Here is a 15,693-nt window from a genome sequence, read left to right as displayed (position 1 = left end):
ATCCGCAGCTCTGACCAGACCAGCTAAAGATTCTGAAGTACCTTTACGATTTCTTAATGGACCTGCAGCTCGATCAGCTCCGCGCGCTCAACGCGGCGGTCACCGAGGGCACCTTCGATGCGGCCGCCCGCAGTCTGCGCGTGACGCCGTCGGCGATCAGTCAACGCATCAAGGCGCTCGAGGATGCGGCCGGTCGCATCCTGCTACAACGCACAAAACCGGTGCGGCCCACCGAATCCGGGCTCGCGGTGCTGCGTTTGGCGCGACAGATCGAGTTGCTCGCCGGGGATGCCGCACGCGAACTCGGTGATGTCGATCGGCCCCCGGGTCGGCCGATCCGGGTACCGATCGCGGTCAATGCCGACTCGCTGGAAACGTGGGTGATGCCCGCGTTGCGGCAGGCGCCCGCCGGTGTGTGTTTCGAGATACATCGCGAGGATGAGGAACATACGACTCGATTGCTGCGCGACGGGACGGTGATGGCGGCCATCACAGCCACCTCGTCGGCAGTGCAGGGGTGTCGGGTAAAGCGGCTGGGTGCCATGCGTTATCGGCCCATGGCGAATCCGCGGTTCGCGCGGACCTGGTTCGCGGATGGGCCGAGCGCCGAGGCGTATTCCATTGCACCCGTTGTACTTTTCGATCGCAAGGATGATCTGCAGGATCGGCATCTACGGCGGCGATGTGGGCAGCCGGTGGATCCGCCGCGGCATTATGTGCCGTCGTCGGCCGGATTCGCGGAGGCGATTCGGATCGGGCTGGGGTGGGGAATGCTGCCGGATCTGCAGACTCGGGGTGGTCGGGACCTCGTGCCCATCGATGGGGATTCGTATATCGATGTGCCGCTCTATTGGCAGCAGTGGAAGGTCGATTCGCCTGCGCTCAGTGGCGTCGCGGGTGCCATTGCGGCTGCCGCGGCTGAGGCGCTGTCAGATGGTCCACGTCGGTGACTTGGGGAATGTCACGGGAAGGGCGGCCAGTGCGCGGTGGAGGCCCCGCCCTATTCCTGGTCGGTGGACGGGATTTCGTCGCGCTGAGCGGTTGGGGCGTCGGGTGCGAGCCAGGGCATGCGGTCGAGCAGCCGGTCCCGCAGTTCCGTCAACCGAGTGATGCGCTCGTTCAACTCGGCAACCCGTGGCGGTCCGACGGCCGCGTATCCGGTGGCGCAGCGCGGTTCGAAGGGAAATACGGCGGGCAGACCGCCGGACCGCTGCCGAGTGAGAGCACCGCAGAGCGCGATGCGTCCGCCCACGTTCATCACCTCGATCGCCGCCCGCAACTGAGCACCACCCACATTGTCGAAATACACGTCGATGCCATCCGGCGCGACTGCTCGCAACTGCTCGGCCAGGGGCGCGTCGTGGTAATCGAAGGCCGCGTCGAAGCCGAGTTCGTCGATGACATGGCGTACCTTTCGCGCCGAGCCAGCGCTACCGACGACCCGACCCGCGCCGAGCAGCCGCGCGATCTGGCCGGCCATGCCACCGGTGGCGCCCGCCGCGCTGGAAATGAAAACGGTATCGCCGGCACGCAGACCCGCCACGGCCGTCAGGCCCGCGTAGGCGACCAGCCCGAATCCGAGATAGCTGGACGGCGATGGGTACGCACCCGGATCCACGACCCGTATCGCGCTCGCCTCGGCCATCGCGTACTCCCGCCAACCGAGCCGATGCAGCACCAGCGCGCCCTCCGGAACATCCGGATCCGCGGAGGCGACGACCTCACCGATCGCGTCGCCGGACATTGTGGCGCCAACAGCGAACGACGGCATGGGAATTCCCGGATAGGCGCCGATCTGCATGAGCATCCCGGGATCGACCGACATGTACAGATTCCGTACCAGCACCTGCCCCGGCGCCGGATCGGACACCGGCTGCTCGACCAGTCGGAAGTCGGACAGTTCCGGAAATCCGTCCGGTCGCGCGGAAAGCTGGACAGCCCGTGCGGTTCGCGTCATAACAGTCATGGGAGCGACGCTACGGATTGACGTATACGTGAAGGTCAAGCCGCGCCCTTGGGTTGGCCTCGCCGGTTGCCGCCGATGTGGTCCCGGTCACAGATCGAGCCTGTGCGGCCACCCAATGCGCCGTGTCACCGTTCCAGGCGAAGCTGTCGGCTTGATTCGGGGGTCTGCAGGGCGGGGGTGGTTTCGCCTCGGCGGACGGTGATTACGCCTATGAGGATCAGGGCGCCGCCGAGGAGTTGGAGCGGGCGGGGAGATTCGCCGAGGAGGACCCAGGCGAAGGCCAGGGCGGCCAGGACTTCGAAGAGGGCTACGAAGGAGGCGAGGCGGGAGCCCAGGAGGCGGGTGGCGGCGATGCCGGAGACGTAGGCGAGGGCGGCGGTTATCGTGCCGAGCGCGAGGACGGGGAGCCACCAGGAGACGGTGAGGTGTTGGAAGACAACGGGATCGGTGGTGGCACGGAGCGGAACGATGCCGATCGCGCCCGCTGCGAGGAGGGCGAGTCCGCCGAGGAGGAGGCCTCCGGCGGCGAGTACGGTGCCCGGCAGAGTGCCGTCGCCGTGGGCGGAGAGCAGGAAGTAGGCGGCGGCTCCGATCATGGCGGCGAGGGCCCAGGCGATGCCGATGCCGCTGGCGGCCAGGCCGGAGCGCAGGTCGATGACCAGGACCAGGCCGGTCATTCCGAGTAGTGCGCCGAGAACCGTTGCCGCGCTGGGTCGTTGGCTATGACGCAGCCATAGCCAACCCACCACGGCGACCGGCGCGGTGTATTCGATGAGCAGTGCCACGCCGACCTGCATATGGGCGACGGCGTTGAAGTAGGCGAGTTGGGTGCCTGCCACGGCGAGCAGTCCGTACGCGGTGATCAACGATGCGTTGCGGCGCAACAGATCCCAGTCACCGCGCAATTGGACCAACGCAATCGGCACCAGAACCGCAGCGGCGACCAGCACACGGACCGCCACCACGGATGCGGAGCTCCAGCCCGCATTCATCAAGCCGCGAGCCAGTGATCCCGACAGCCCGAACGAGGACGCGGACACCACCGCGCAGAGCAGTCCGGTCCGCAGCCGCTGCGCAGTGTTGTCATGAGCCATCGCAACCATGACTAATGACGCTAAGGTCGGTCGGGTAATATGTCAACATGATCTTTGCTCATGACACCGAGGCGGCGCTGGTTGCTGCGGTGGAGCTGGTGAATTCGGCGGAGGAGCCGGATACGTTGACCGAGATCGGCCAGCTCGACGAGTTTTTCGTCAAGCACGTCTACACCGGCGTGCACTCCGGCGACGCCGCCGAGCTCGCGGCCGTGCGCGCCCTGCGCACGCCGCTACGCCGAATGCTGACCAGCGATCGCGAGACAACGGTACGGCTGATCAACGAGACGCTGTCGAAGCATCGAGCCCTGCCGCAATTGGTCAGGCACGGCGATGTCGACTACCACATCCATGCGGTGCCCGCGCAGGCTCCGCTCCCCGTTCGCATCGCCGTCGAGACCGCTATGGCAATGATCGATCTGGTCCGCTCCGACGAGCTGAGTCGGCTATCCCTCTGCGCCGACGAGGACTGCGAGGGCCTGGTTCTCGACCTGTCCCGCAATAGATCGCGCCGCTACTGCAGCACGGCCTGCGGAAATCGCAACGCTGTCGCCGCCTACCGCGCCAGGAAGAAGTGAATCCCGATCAGTGGAAGCGCAATCGCAGGCGGGCGAGTCCGGTACTACCTTGCTGGCACTGAATCCTCTCCCCGAGAAGGTGTGTCATGCGGTTTCTGGTGCTCATCGTCGGGACCATCTGCGCACTCGCGGGCTCGCCAACCGTGCATGCGGAACCAGCGACATCCGAATTGGCTCCCACGCAACAGGACTCGTTCTACCAAGCGCCCGCGTCGCTGTCGGCATTCACACCCGGCGCAATCGTGGCAGCCAGGCCGGTAGAACTCGCCATTCCCGACTTACCGGCAGACACGCGGGCATGGCAGATCTCCTTCCGCAGCAACGACTCTCACGACCAGCCGATTCTGGGGGTCACCACCCTTCTCGTTCCCACAACGCCATGGCCGGGTCCGGATCCGAGGCCTGCGGTCTCGGTCCAGTTCGCCGAGGACGCGGTATCCGAGCAATGCGCGCCCTCACGCACTATGCAGAGTGGCTCCGGCATCGGTTTGCAAGCCAACGAAACCTCGGTTCCCGTCGCGTTGTTGCGCCGGGGCTGGGCGGTCGTGGTACCGGACCACGAGGGACCGAGGTCGGCATTCTCGGCGGGCTACTCCGGCGGACACATCGTGCTCGACGGCATTCGGGCGGCCCGGCAATTCGAGCCCGGAGATCTCACCGCGGCAACCCCCTGGGGACTGACCGGCTATTCCGGTGGTGCGGCCATCTCTGGGTGGGCGGCCCAGTTGCAGCCGTCCTATGCACCCGAACTCCCCATCGTCGGGGCAGCCCTGGGCGGCATCCCGTCGGACCTGTTGCTGCTCAGCCGATTCAACGGTGAGGGTGCGGCCAGTCCACTGGTGATCGCAACGCTGGCGGGTATCGATGCCGAGTATCCCGAGGTCGGTATCGCGTCTTTGCTCAATCCCCAAGGCACGCAGGTGTTCTCCCGGATTCGGCAGATGTGCACCGAACAATCGTTGACCAGTCTCGCCTTCACCAGCCTACGTAGCCTGTCGGCCGTGCCGGACCTCCTCGGTGATCCACGCGTCGCTGATGTCCTGGCGCGCAATACGCTCGGCCGATTCGTGCCACGCGTCCCGATCTACAGCTTTCACGGCGTTCTCGACGAAATCGTGCCGGTGAGTCAAGCCGACGATATGACGCGTCAGTGGTGCGCAGGCGGGGCAAACGTACAGATCGTCCGCGATGGTTGGCTCGACCATGTGTTGGAAGGCCTTGTCCGCCAACAGGATGCGGCTGAGTATCTGGCGGATCGGTTCGCAGGTGTTCCGGCACCGAACGGATGCTGATCCGTTCGGACCAGAGCAGCCGCGCCGACGCACTCCTCTACTAGTGATCACCGTGCATCCTTGGCGGCATCGCCCGAGAGAGAACAACGCAACGATCACCCGTACAGCAGGGACTCCCGTGGAGGGCCGGGGGGTCGGGTGTACTACATACTGACCGCATGGGTGCTATCAGTTTGTTGCACATCTTGATTCTGCTTGTGATCGTGGCGGTGCCAGTGGTCATCGTGTTGATCGTGAAGTCCGGTTCGAGGGGTGGATCGCAGGCGTCTGCGATGGCTCCGGGGTGGTATCCGGACCATGCGAATCCGGCGCTGGTGCGGTGGTTCGACGGGTATCAGTGGACGAATTACACGCAGCCGCGGCAATGATGGGGGAAAAACTTCGGGGACCGTCACCACTCGGCGAAGGAACCGTCCTTTCGGTGCCAGATCGGATTTCGCCAGCGATGCCCGTGTTCGGCGGCGCGAGTCACCGCGGCTTCGTCGATCTGGATGCCGAGGCCGGGGGCCTGGAGCAGGTCGACATAGCCGTCGCGGTAAGCGAAGACCGTCGGGTCGGCTAGGTAGTCGAGCAAATCCGAGCCGGTGTTGTAGTGGATGCCGAGGCTCTGCTCCTGAATGAGCAGGTTGGGGGTGGCGAAGCCGACCTGGAGGCTGGCGGCGAGGGCGATGGGGCCGAGGGGGCAGTGTGGGGCCAGAGCGATATCGCGAGCCTCGGCGAGGGCGGCGATGCGGCGGACCTCGGAGATGCCACCCGCGTGCGAGAGATCGGGCTGGACGACGGCGATGCCCTGATCGAGCACCGCATTGAAATCCCAACGCGAATAGAGCCGTTCACCGGTGGCGATGGGGATGCTTGTCGCGCGGGTGATCTCGCCGATCTGGCTGCTGCACTCCGGAACGAGCGGTTCCTCGACGAAGAACGGCAGATACGGTTCGAGTAGCGGCAGCACCCGTCGCGCCATCGGAATGGACAGGCGGCCATGGAAATCGACGGCGATATCGAAATCGTCGCCGGTTGCCTCGCGCACCGCCGCGACGCGATCGACGATGCCTCGGGTCGCGCGCGGCGTATCGATCAGCTCCAATTCGGCGGAGCCGTTCATCTTGATCGCGGTGAAGCCCTGTTCTTTTCGTTCTACCGCCGCGCGCGCGACATCGTCGGGACGATCGCCACCGATCCAGCTGTATACCCGGACACGATCGCGCACCGCACCGCCGAGCAACTGCCAAACCGGTACGCCCAGCGCCTTTCCGGTGATATCCCACAGCGCCTGATCGATGCCCGCGACCGCACTCGACAGGATCGGTCCGCCCCGATAGAAACCGCCCTTGGTCAGCACCTGCCAGTGCGCTTCGATACTCATCGGGTCCTTGCCGACGAGGTAGTCGGCCAGTTCGTCGACCGCGGCCGCGACGGTGTGGGCGCGGCCCTCGAGTACCGGTTCACCCCAGCCGGTGATGCCCTCGTCGGTCTCGATCTTCAGGAAGCACCAGCGCGGCGCGACCAGGTAGGTGGTGAGTGCGGTGATCTTCACCGGGACTCCTTTCGCACGCTCCAGCCGCCGTCGACGACCAGGTTGGCACCGGTGATGAAGGACGCGTCGTCGGAGGCGAGGAAGGCGACCGCGGCGGCGACCTCCTCGGGCGCACCCATCCGGTCCAGGGCGGTGGCCTGGGCGGATAGCCGCCGACCTGCCTCGTCGACGTCGTCCCATACCGGGGTGAGAATCGGGCCCGGCAGTACGGCATTGACCCGCACGCGAGAGCGCCCGTACTCCACGGCTAGTTGCCGGACCAATGCGGTCAACCCGCCCTTGGCGGCGGCATAAACCGGATATCCGGATAGCCCGAATTGGGCGTGCACACTGGACACCGCGACCACATTGCCGCTGCGGTTGCGTAGATCGTCGATGAAGGTGTGCAGGCCGAGGAACAGCGGAGTCAGGTTGACCGCGAGGCCGTCATCCCATGCCTGCCTCGTCAATTCGTGTGCCGGGATGGTGGCCTGCCGGGATGCGTTGCTGCACAGGAAGTCCAGCGGTCCGAACAACTCGTTCACACTGTTCCGCAGCTCGATCCAGGAGTCCTCGGACGACACATCGCAGCGGACGAATTCGGCTCGATGACCGGCCGCACGAATCTTGGAGGCGACCTCGCGCCCACTCGCCTCGGCGATATCGGCGATGACGACCGCGGCGCCATCGGCGGCGAGCCGATGTGCGGTTGCCGCACCGATGCCGGATGCACCCCCGGTGACGACCGCGACCCGGTCTGCCAGACGACTCATGCTGTTCCCTTCATCGGTTGATGTCGGCGCCGGTGAGCAGGCCGAGTTCGTGCCGGAACGGCAGACCAGCCCAATCACCGGCGACGGATACGGCGAATGCGCCGCAGGTGGTGGCCAATTGCAGGCTGTGTCTCACGGACCCGTCGTCGAGCACACCGGCGAGGTAGCCCGCGACGAACGCATCACCCGCTCCGACCGGGTCTACGCTGCGGATACCCACTGCGGGCTGTCGGATCAGCTGACCGTTGTGCAGTGCGAGTGCGCCTTCGGATCCGAGTTTGATCACGACTTGCGAAGGTCCTAGTGCGGCCAGGGATTCCGCCATCGCGGCAGGGGTCGCAGCAGGTACCAGGATGGCGGCTTCATCCGCACCGGCGAAGACAATGTCGGCGCGCGACACCAGTTTCGAAAGCTCCACGGCCGCATCGGGTTCCGACCACAGTGCGCGGCGATAGTTGATATCGAGTGAGACGATCGCCCCGGCATCGATGGCGGCGTCGAGTGCGGTATGAACGGCGTCGCGGGCGGATGAACTCAGTGCCGGGGTGATGCCGGTGAGATGCAGCACCCGTGCGGCGGCGATCTGAGCGGTATCGATGTCGGCGGCCGACAGTCGAGATCCTGCGAAACCCTTACGGTAGTAGATAACTCGCATGTGGTCGGCAGTTCGTCGCTCGCGCACCATCAGCCCGCTCGGCAGTTCCGGATCGATTCGGCACCGCGAAATATCGACCCGTTCGGCGCGGAGCCGATCGAGCACCATCGTGCCGACGGCATCGGCACCGACGCTGCCCACCCACGCACTCTCGTGCCCCAGTCTGCGGACGCCGATGGCGACCGTCGCTTCCGCACCCGCGAAATCCATGCGCATTGCCGCACCGGGAGCCAGCGGACCGGGCTCGGTGGCGGCGACAACACCGAGCGCTTCGCCCAGGGTGACCAATCCACCGGTCATAGCAGCGACCTTCGCGCGCCGAGAGCCGCAACCCCAATCGGCCCGTGCGAAACAGCCCTCACAGCAGTGCCTTCCGCACCGCAGATACGCGTTCCCGCAGCGCGTCCAGATCACCGCCGATGCACGCATCACCGACAAGCGGCGAACCCATGCCGAGCGCCTTGGCACCCGCATCCAAATATGCTCTGGCATCTGCGAGCCCGATGCCGCCCGTCGGCACCAGTGGGATCTCGTTCAGCGGACCCTGAATCGCCTTCAGATAGCCGGGACCGCCGACCGAGGCCGGAAAGATCTTGACCATGGTCGCGCCCGCCTGCCACGCACTGTAGATCTCGGTGGGTGTGAACGCGCCGCAGATCACCGGGACACCCATGCGGAGGCCCTCCGTGATCACCTCGCGGCACACCGTCGGGGTGATCAGATATGCCGCACCGGCATCCACGGCTCGTGCGGCATCGACCGCGGTGAGCACCGTGCCCGCACCGACCGGGTGGACCGATCCGGCGCAGTCGCGCAATGCCTCCAGTGCACCCGGCGAGTTGAGGGTGAACTCCACCGCGGTGATACCCGACTCGTGCAGTACGGCGGCCACCTCGGCGAACCGAGCGGCCGTCGGGGCGCGCAGGATTGCGATTACCGGCGGATCCAGGATCAGGCCATGGTCAGTCATGGGTTGCTCACCAACCTCGCGTCGGAGTAGGTATTCGTCGGAAGACCGGTCACGCCCGGCCTACAGGTGAACAGCCGCCCGGCATCCGGATCGGCGGAACCTTCAGCGGCCGTGGTGATTACGAGGACATCCAGGTCCGGTCCAGCAAAGGCACAACTGGAGACCTGCGCAGGACCGACATCGATCACCGCATGCGGCCGACCCGAGGGATCGAATGCGCGAACCTGCCCGGCACCCCACACCGCGACCCAGACGAAACCCCGTGCGTCCACGGTCAATCCATCGGGCAGACCGTCCGGGAATTCCGCAAAGATGCGTCCGCCGCTGAAAGTGCCTATGGCCGAGTCATAATCGAAGGCGTCGACTCGGCGGGTCGGGCTGTCCGCGTAATACACGGTGGCACCGTCCGGGCTCCAGCCGAGTCCGTTGGAGATCGTCACCTGCCGCCGCACGATGCTCAGCTCGCCATCGGGATCGAGTCGATAAAGCGCTGCGGTGCCCTGGATTTCGTCTTCCGACATGGTCCCGGCGAACAGTCTCCCCCACGGGTCGGCCTTGGCATCGTTCATGCGCCGCCGAACCCCGTCATCGGGCAGCGACAGCGCCGCGACCTCGGTCATTGCGCCGTCAGCGATATGCAGGAAGGTGTCGACGGCAGTCGCGATCAGCCCGCCCGATGCGCACGGCACCACCGCGCTGACTCGCTTCCCCAGCGCCACGGTGGACCGCTGGACGAGGTCACCGTCGCGCAGCGTCGCGCGGTGGATACGGCCCGCCGGAATGTCCACCCACAGCACCTCATCGGTGCGGTCATCCCAGACCGGTCCCTCGCACAACCTGCCCGGCCTCGGCGAGCACCGGTCGGCTTTCAGTTCGATCATCATTCGCTCCTGACGGGTTCTAGGTCGGCAACCCGACCGCACGTTCCCCGCTGCGCCGCTGCTGAATAACAACCGCCGCCACCAGCAACGACCCTTGCGCAACGTTCTGCCAGAACGTATTCACACCAACAACGTTCAGCCCGTTGTCCAGCGCACCGAGCAGCACGACGGCCAGCAGTGTGCCGCCGATCGTGCCCTTACCACCCTTTAGCGCACACCCACCCAACGCCGCCGCGGTAATCGCCTTCAGCTCGAGCCCCTCACTGCCCGAGACCGGCTGCCCGGAGCCGGTCCGCGCGGTCAGGATGATCCCGGCGATCGCCGCTACCGCGCCCGCGAGCACAAACACCGCGATCAGGTATTTGTTGATATTGATGCCGGAAAGCCTTGCGGCCGTGTCGTTTCCGCCGATGGCGTAGATATTGCGGCCGATATCGGTGTACTTCAGCAGCACATGCATACCGATCGCGACCACCGCGAGAATGACCACCGGCACCGGCAGACCCAGGATCTTGCCGCGAGCGATGAAGATGAATACATCGTCGCCGAGCACGAAACCCTGTGCCTTACCGCCAGATATCAACTGCGCGAGGCCCTTGAATGCGGCCAGGGTGGCCAGTGTCGCGATCACCGGATTGACGCGTCCGTAGACGATGATCAACCCGTTGATCGCCCCGAGCACCAGCCCGACACCGATCGCGGCCAGAATGCCCAACCAGGCATTGTCAGAGGTCGCAGTAAATGCCATCGCGCTGATCACCGAGGCGACACCGGCCTGCGAGCCGACCGAAATATCCAGCGCACCACAGATGATCACGACCGTCTGGACCACGGCGAGCAGACCGAAAACCGTTACCGCTTCACCGATTCCGGCCAGATTCGCCGGATCCAGATAGCCGTCGTTGAGCCAGGCGAAGATCGCGACCACCACCGCGAGTGCGCCGATGAGGCTGAGATTGCCGGTGCCGATCGCTTGCACCAGCCGACGCGTGGCCGCGCCGGGAGCCGACACCGAGGGCGCGGTGGTCTCCACCGGTATCGAAAGTTGTTGGTCTGTCATGGGTTTCCTTGCGATGTATGCGACAGGTCGGCGGCCATGGCCAGCGCGAGAATCGCCTCCTCGCTGGCCTCTTCGCGGTCCAGTTCGCCGGTGACCCGGCCGTGCTGCATGACCACGATCCGGTCGGCCAGGCCGAGCACTTCGGGCAGCTCCGAGGAGATCACCAGCACCGCGACACCGGATTCGGCCAGTTCCTCGATGATGTGATAGATCTCGATTTTGGCGCCGACATCGACGCCACGGGTGGGCTCATCCAGGATGAGCACCTTGGGTTTCCGGGCGAGCCAGCGGGCCAGTACCACCTTCTGCTGATTGCCGCCGGAGAGCTTGCGCACCTCCTGCTCGATGGAAGGTGTTCGCACCCTGAGTGATTCGACGTACTGACGCGCGAGCCGCCGTTCCTCGCCGCCCCGGACGAACCGTAGCCGCCGTAAACGGTCGAGCATCGCGAGCGAAATATTGTCGCGCACACCGCGATGCAGCAGCAGGGCTTGCGCCTTGCGCTCCTCGGGCGCGTACCCCATTCCGGCCCGCACCGCGTCACGCGGTTGCCGCAGACGCAGTTTCTTACCGTCCACCCGCACCTCGCCGGAACGGATCGGCAGATCACCGGCCAGCGCACCGGCCAGTTCCGAGCGACCCGCGCCGACCAGACCGGCCAGCGCGACCACCTCACCGGCGCGCACCTGCAGACTCACGTCCGTAACGTCGTCGGTGGTCACCGCATCCGCGTCGAGCACCACCCGGCCCGGCGTATTGTGCTTGCGCGCGAACAACGTCGACAGATCCCGGCCGACCATCATCCGGACGATCTCGCGATCGGTGGCGGCGGCGATCGCGCGCTCACCGACGAGCGCGCCATCGCGCAGCACCGCGACCCGATCGGCCAGCCGGAAGATCTCCCGCATCCGATGCGATACATAGATCACCGCGAGGCCCTGCGCACGCAATCGACCGATGAGCGCGAACAGCGATTCGGTCTCATGGTCCGACAGCGATGACGTCGGCTCGTCGAAGGCGATCACCTTGGCATCGGTGGTCAACGCGCGCATGATCTCCACCAATTGCCGTTGCGCCGCCGTGAGTTTCGATCCGATGGTGTCCGGGTCGAGGTCACGGTCGAAGCCGAGTCGGGTGAGGTCGGCGCGCATCCGTTCGCGCAGGGCGGCCCGATCGAGCAGCCGGCCCGAGCGCCGCGGCAGCGATCCGAGATAGACGTTCTCGGCGACGGAAACATGCGGCACGATCTCCGGCTCCTGGCCGATCACCCGTATTCCGGCCGACCGCGCGTCGGCGGGGGTGGCCAGCTCGAGTCGCACACCATCCAACTCGAGCCGGCCACCATCCGGGCGGTGATCGCCACCGAGGATGCGGATCAGGGTGGATTTACCCGCCCCGTTCTCACCCATCAGGGCGGTCACCGCACCAGCGGGAAAATCCAGGCTCACTTCGCGCAGGGCCGGCACCCCGGCGAAGCTCTTGCTCAGCCCGGATACCCGCAGTCCGGTCAGCCGCATGTGACGCCCGCCTGCTGCCAGTTGGTCGAGTCGACCATCTTGGTCGGCGCATAGGCCTCGGGCGGCATCTGCTTGCCGTTCTTCAGGTAGTCGTAGATCGTCTGAACCGACAGTGCGCCAACGTCTTTGCCATTGATGAACAGTGCTGCCTTGAAGCCGGTCGGCTTGCCGCCGCGCCATTCTTTGCAGGCCAGGTAGGCGCCGAGGCCGACGCCGAGCACATTGTCGGCGGAGTATCCGGCGTTCTGGATCGCCGCGACGCCGCCGCTGACGTTCTCGTCGTTGCAGCCCATGACAATCCAGTTCTTCACCGACCGATTGCCCGACACCGTCGCCGAGATCTTGTTCTGCGCATCCGATGGAGTGTTGTCGGTGCCGACCTCGATCACCTTGACGTCCACACCGGCGGCCTCCTTGAAGGCCTTCTGATTGGCCTTGACCCGGTCGGTGCACACGGTCACGTCCTGTTTCCAGGCGTCGATGATCGCGGTCTCCTCCGGCTTCCACCCGGCCTTCTTGAAGTCCTGACCGGCGCGGGTGCCGACCTCGGTGCCCATCTGGGTGCCGCTGAAGCCGACCCGTGGCACGAGATTGTCTTTCGCGCAGGACGATGGATCCGGCCCGTTCGTGCAGACCTGGTCATCGGAGGTCAGCAATGCGACACCACCGGCCTTCGCGAGCTGGGCGACCTGCGGACCGACCGACGGATCGGGCACCACGACGATTACACCGCTTGCCTTCTGGTTCACCGCGTTCTGCACCTCGGTGACCGCTTTGTTCGCGTCATTGCCGAGATTCACCACCTTCAGATCGATGCCCAGTTCCTTGGCCTTGGCCTTGGCCCCCTCGGCCTCGCCGATGAAGTACTCCTGATCGCCCTGCTTCTGGGCGTAGACCAGGCTGATCGCGCCGGTGGTGTGCTGCGGTCCGGTCGCCTGGGAATCGTCCTTGCCCGATGAGCAGGCCGACACGGCCAGCGCGACCGATACCCCGCAGAAAACGGCTCTGGTCCAACGGCTTCGGCGGGTCCAGGACATGGGGTGCTCCTCTGATGCTGCGCCGGGCACTCGGCGTCTTGTAGTGACCTGGGTTACAGTAGGACTTCGGATAACCGTTGTAAATAGTGTTGTCAGAAGTGCTCGGGTAGCGTCTGCGAATATCAATCGGAAGGAGATGGCCCGACCGTGTACCAGCTGACCGCGCGCGATATCCGACGCCGGAATCGGTTCTATGTACTGCAGGCGGTCTATGCCGCCGAGGGCCACACCAGCCGTCAGGAGATCGCCCGCGCCACCGGGCTCTCGTTCGCGACGGTGGGCAATATGATCGCCGAACTACTCGATGTCGGGGTGCTCGCCGAACTCGGCTACGACGCGCCCGGCATCGGGCGGCCGCGTGCACAGCTGGCGATAAATCCGGCGCGCGGGATGCTCGTCGGAGTCGATATCGCCGAAACCAGCATCCACTTCGACCTTTTCGACCTGGCCATGACGGTGCTGCGGTCGGTCGAGATTCCGGTGGATCCCGCGGCCACCCGGCCCGAGGATGTCACCGAGCTGATCGTTCGCGGCATCGGCGAGCTGACCGCCGACGATGCGGAACGGGTACTCGGGGTCGGGTTGAGCGTGCCGGGATTGGTGGAACCCGAGGGCGGCGTTTCGGTGTTCTCGCCGTACTGGGACTGGCACGACGTGTCGTTGAAATCACTGCTGCAACCGCGGGTGCCGCACCCGCTGTATCTCGACAATCCGCTGAAAGCCAGTACCGCAGCGCATCTTTGGTTCGGCGCCGGGCGGGATGTGGACGATCTGATCGTCGTCACGCTACGTGCCGGAGTCGGCATCGGTGTCGTCATCGACGGCACGCTCTATCGCGGCGTGACCAATAGTGCGGGCGAATGGGGGCACACCAACCTCGTCATCGACGGACGCGAATGCCGCTGCGGACGTCACGGCTGCGTCGAGGCATACGTGAGCGCGCGCGGCATCGTGCAAACCCTGCGCGAAATCGCCCCGGCCAGTCCGCTACTCGCGGCCGACGATGCCGCCACCATTGCGGCCATAGGCGCCAGCGACGACCCCATCGCGAGCGACGTCATCGAAAAGACCGGCAATTACCTGGGTGTCGCCGTCGCGAACCTGGTGAACCTTTTCAACCCCCGCACCATGGTCTTCGGCGACCTCGTCGCGAACGTCCTCGGCGACCGCCTCCTCGACGCAACCCGCCGCGTAGCCGCCCACCACGCCATGTCCGACCCCTTCACCGCGGTAACCCTGCAACTCTGCACCCTCCCCCACAACCCCGTCAGCCTCGGCGCCGCCACCTTCGCCCTCGAAGGCTTCCTCGCCGACCGCGAAACCTTCGGTTCCATAGCCGCCCGCCGCGCCATCCGCTCCACGAGTACCTAGCCGACACCTCCGAGATGCACTACTGGACAAGTGATCACGTGGAACTGGTTGAGGCACTCTCTCGACCGATACCGCCACCAGTACCACGTGATCAGGCGACCAACAGGGGGAAGACCCCGCCCGGGGTGAGGAACCGGGCGGGGTCGGGTGTCCCCCAACGAACGCCGTTGGGATCTTCTTCGCTATCTACTTTGCCGGCGGGAACGGCGGCTGGTTGATAGTGGAGAAGTATTGGATGGCCGCGCCGATGGCGACCGGGGCTGTGATGAAGATCTGACCGGCCAGGGTGCCGAGGGCGCCGACCGCGACGATGCCACCGAGGCAGCCGATGGCGGCAGCCGGGATGAACGCGCCGAACAGGCCGATGATGGCGGCCGAGGCGACCGTGGCGCCGGCGATACCGCCGAGGACACAGCCGATGGCGCCGCCGCTGAGGCCGCCGACCAGGGTGCCGATGGTGGCGCCCATGGTGATGGTGCTGGTCATGCGGGACCAGGCGGCCTGCTCACGGTCGTACTCGTTCTTCCAAGGTGCCTTGTCCTCGAAGGGCAGCGCGACCGGCTTGTAGGTCGCGTGCCCCATGTCGAACTGCGGCGTCAGGGTGGCGGAGTGGTCGGCGATATCGGCGACGATCGGGAATTCGAAGTCGTCGACGCGGAACTTCAGCGGCATGCCGGTGAGTACGGTGCCGTTGCTCGCCTTGATCTTGAAGACACCGTCCTCGACAACCATGGCGCCCGCGTCGGTCTTGATGATGGTCTGGGTATCGGTGGCGGAGGCGGTGAATCCGACCGCTTCGTCACCGTCGGTCTGCGCACCGGCAGTACCGGCGGCGATCCCGACTGCGGCGACCAGTCCGGCGGCCACCGCAACGATTTTCCTCATCGTTACTACTTTCCTCTCGGATTTTCGGGGACGTCGGCGCGCGAGCGCGCCGCATGCCGGTCGCGGATCGCGCCGACAGGTTCAGAGGTCACAGCTCC

The 15,693-nt window shown here is 65.7% G+C and carries 16 protein-coding genes; 5 read left to right on the top strand and 11 right to left on the bottom strand.

Features of this window, described 5'->3' with window-relative positions; all coding sequences use genetic code 11:
- Positions 1–56: 56 nt before the first annotated feature.
- Positions 57–950 (top strand): LysR family transcriptional regulator ArgP, encoded by an 894-nt coding sequence (locus tag OIE68_RS42575; protein ID WP_327096543.1) that lies wholly within the window; start codon positions 57–59, stop codon positions 948–950.
- A 50-nt stretch (positions 951–1,000) separates the two neighbouring features.
- Here OIE68_RS42575 and OIE68_RS42570 read toward each other — a convergent pair whose 3' ends face one another.
- Positions 1,001–1,966 (bottom strand): NADP-dependent oxidoreductase, encoded by a 966-nt coding sequence (locus tag OIE68_RS42570; protein WP_327096542.1) that lies wholly within the window; start codon positions 1,964–1,966, stop codon positions 1,001–1,003.
- A 125-nt stretch (positions 1,967–2,091) separates the two neighbouring features.
- Positions 2,092–3,069: a DMT family transporter gene (locus OIE68_RS42565; RefSeq protein ID WP_327096541.1), complete on the bottom strand. Its 978-nt coding sequence runs from the start codon at positions 3,067–3,069 to the stop codon at positions 2,092–2,094.
- A 38-nt stretch (positions 3,070–3,107) separates the two neighbouring features.
- On the opposite strand from OIE68_RS42565, the gene OIE68_RS42560 reads away from it, so the two are divergent.
- The 3 genes from OIE68_RS42560 (at position 3,108) to OIE68_RS42550 (ending at position 5,298) form a co-directional block, all read left to right on the top strand.
- Positions 3,108–3,638, top strand: coding sequence for a CGNR zinc finger domain-containing protein (locus OIE68_RS42560; RefSeq protein WP_327096540.1), 531 nt, complete (start codon positions 3,108–3,110; stop codon positions 3,636–3,638).
- Positions 3,639–3,724: 86 nt separating this feature from the next.
- Entirely contained in the window at positions 3,725–4,930 is a 1,206-nt protein-coding gene (locus OIE68_RS42555) for a lipase family protein (RefSeq protein WP_327096539.1), read from the top strand.
- Between the two features lie 158 nt (positions 4,931–5,088).
- Positions 5,089–5,298, top strand: coding sequence for a DUF2510 domain-containing protein (locus OIE68_RS42550; RefSeq protein ID WP_327096538.1), 210 nt, complete (start codon positions 5,089–5,091; stop codon positions 5,296–5,298).
- 23 nt (positions 5,299–5,321) lie between these two features.
- On the opposite strand, the gene dgoD is transcribed toward OIE68_RS42550, so the two are convergent.
- From dgoD to OIE68_RS42510, 8 genes are read right to left on the bottom strand one after another with little or no spacing between them, the layout of a single operon-like run.
- The gene (dgoD, locus tag OIE68_RS42545) at positions 5,322–6,467 is read right to left on the bottom strand and encodes a galactonate dehydratase (protein ID WP_327096537.1); all 1,146 of its coding nucleotides are present in this window, start codon (positions 6,465–6,467) and stop codon (positions 5,322–5,324) included.
- Positions 6,464–7,219 (bottom strand): SDR family oxidoreductase, encoded by a 756-nt coding sequence (locus OIE68_RS42540; RefSeq protein ID WP_327096536.1) that lies wholly within the window; start codon positions 7,217–7,219, stop codon positions 6,464–6,466. The genes dgoD and OIE68_RS42540 overlap by 4 nt, the downstream gene beginning before the upstream one ends.
- A 10-nt stretch (positions 7,220–7,229) precedes the next feature.
- Entirely contained in the window at positions 7,230–8,174 is a 945-nt protein-coding gene (locus OIE68_RS42535) for a sugar kinase (RefSeq protein ID WP_327096535.1), read from the bottom strand.
- A gap of 58 nt (positions 8,175–8,232) precedes the next feature.
- Positions 8,233–8,844 (bottom strand): bifunctional 4-hydroxy-2-oxoglutarate aldolase/2-dehydro-3-deoxy-phosphogluconate aldolase, encoded by a 612-nt coding sequence (locus tag OIE68_RS42530; protein WP_327096534.1) that lies wholly within the window; start codon positions 8,842–8,844, stop codon positions 8,233–8,235.
- On the bottom strand, positions 8,841–9,725 hold the full coding sequence (locus OIE68_RS42525; protein ID WP_327096533.1) for an SMP-30/gluconolactonase/LRE family protein: 885 nt from the start codon (positions 9,723–9,725) through the stop codon (positions 8,841–8,843). Before OIE68_RS42525 ends, OIE68_RS42530 begins: the two co-directional genes overlap by 4 nt.
- Before the next feature lie 19 nt (positions 9,726–9,744).
- Positions 9,745–10,785 (bottom strand): ABC transporter permease, encoded by a 1,041-nt coding sequence (locus OIE68_RS42520; protein ID WP_327096532.1) that lies wholly within the window; start codon positions 10,783–10,785, stop codon positions 9,745–9,747.
- Positions 10,782–12,302, bottom strand: a complete 1,521-nt coding sequence (locus OIE68_RS42515) for a sugar ABC transporter ATP-binding protein (protein WP_327096531.1) — start codon at positions 12,300–12,302, stop codon at positions 10,782–10,784. Before OIE68_RS42515 ends, OIE68_RS42520 begins: the two co-directional genes overlap by 4 nt.
- On the bottom strand, positions 12,293–13,339 hold the full coding sequence (locus OIE68_RS42510) for a substrate-binding domain-containing protein (protein WP_327096530.1): 1,047 nt from the start codon (positions 13,337–13,339) through the stop codon (positions 12,293–12,295). Before OIE68_RS42510 ends, OIE68_RS42515 begins: the two co-directional genes overlap by 10 nt.
- A gap of 147 nt (positions 13,340–13,486) precedes the next feature.
- On the opposite strand from OIE68_RS42510, the gene OIE68_RS42505 reads away from it, so the two are divergent.
- Complete coding sequence (locus OIE68_RS42505) at positions 13,487–14,710, top strand: ROK family protein (protein WP_327096529.1); 1,224 nt, start codon at positions 13,487–13,489, stop codon at positions 14,708–14,710.
- Between the two features lie 186 nt (positions 14,711–14,896).
- Here OIE68_RS42505 and OIE68_RS42500 read toward each other — a convergent pair whose 3' ends face one another.
- Complete coding sequence (locus tag OIE68_RS42500; RefSeq protein WP_327096528.1) at positions 14,897–15,595, bottom strand: hypothetical protein; 699 nt, start codon at positions 15,593–15,595, stop codon at positions 14,897–14,899.
- Between the last annotated feature and the right edge of the window lie 98 nt (positions 15,596–15,693).

The organism is Nocardia vinacea (genome assembly GCF_035920345.1).
Taxonomy (GTDB): Bacteria; Actinomycetota; Actinomycetes; order Mycobacteriales; family Mycobacteriaceae; genus Nocardia; species Nocardia vinacea_A.
Note: the sequence above shows the minus strand (reverse complement) of the source record. Positions and strands in the feature narration are given on the sequence as shown.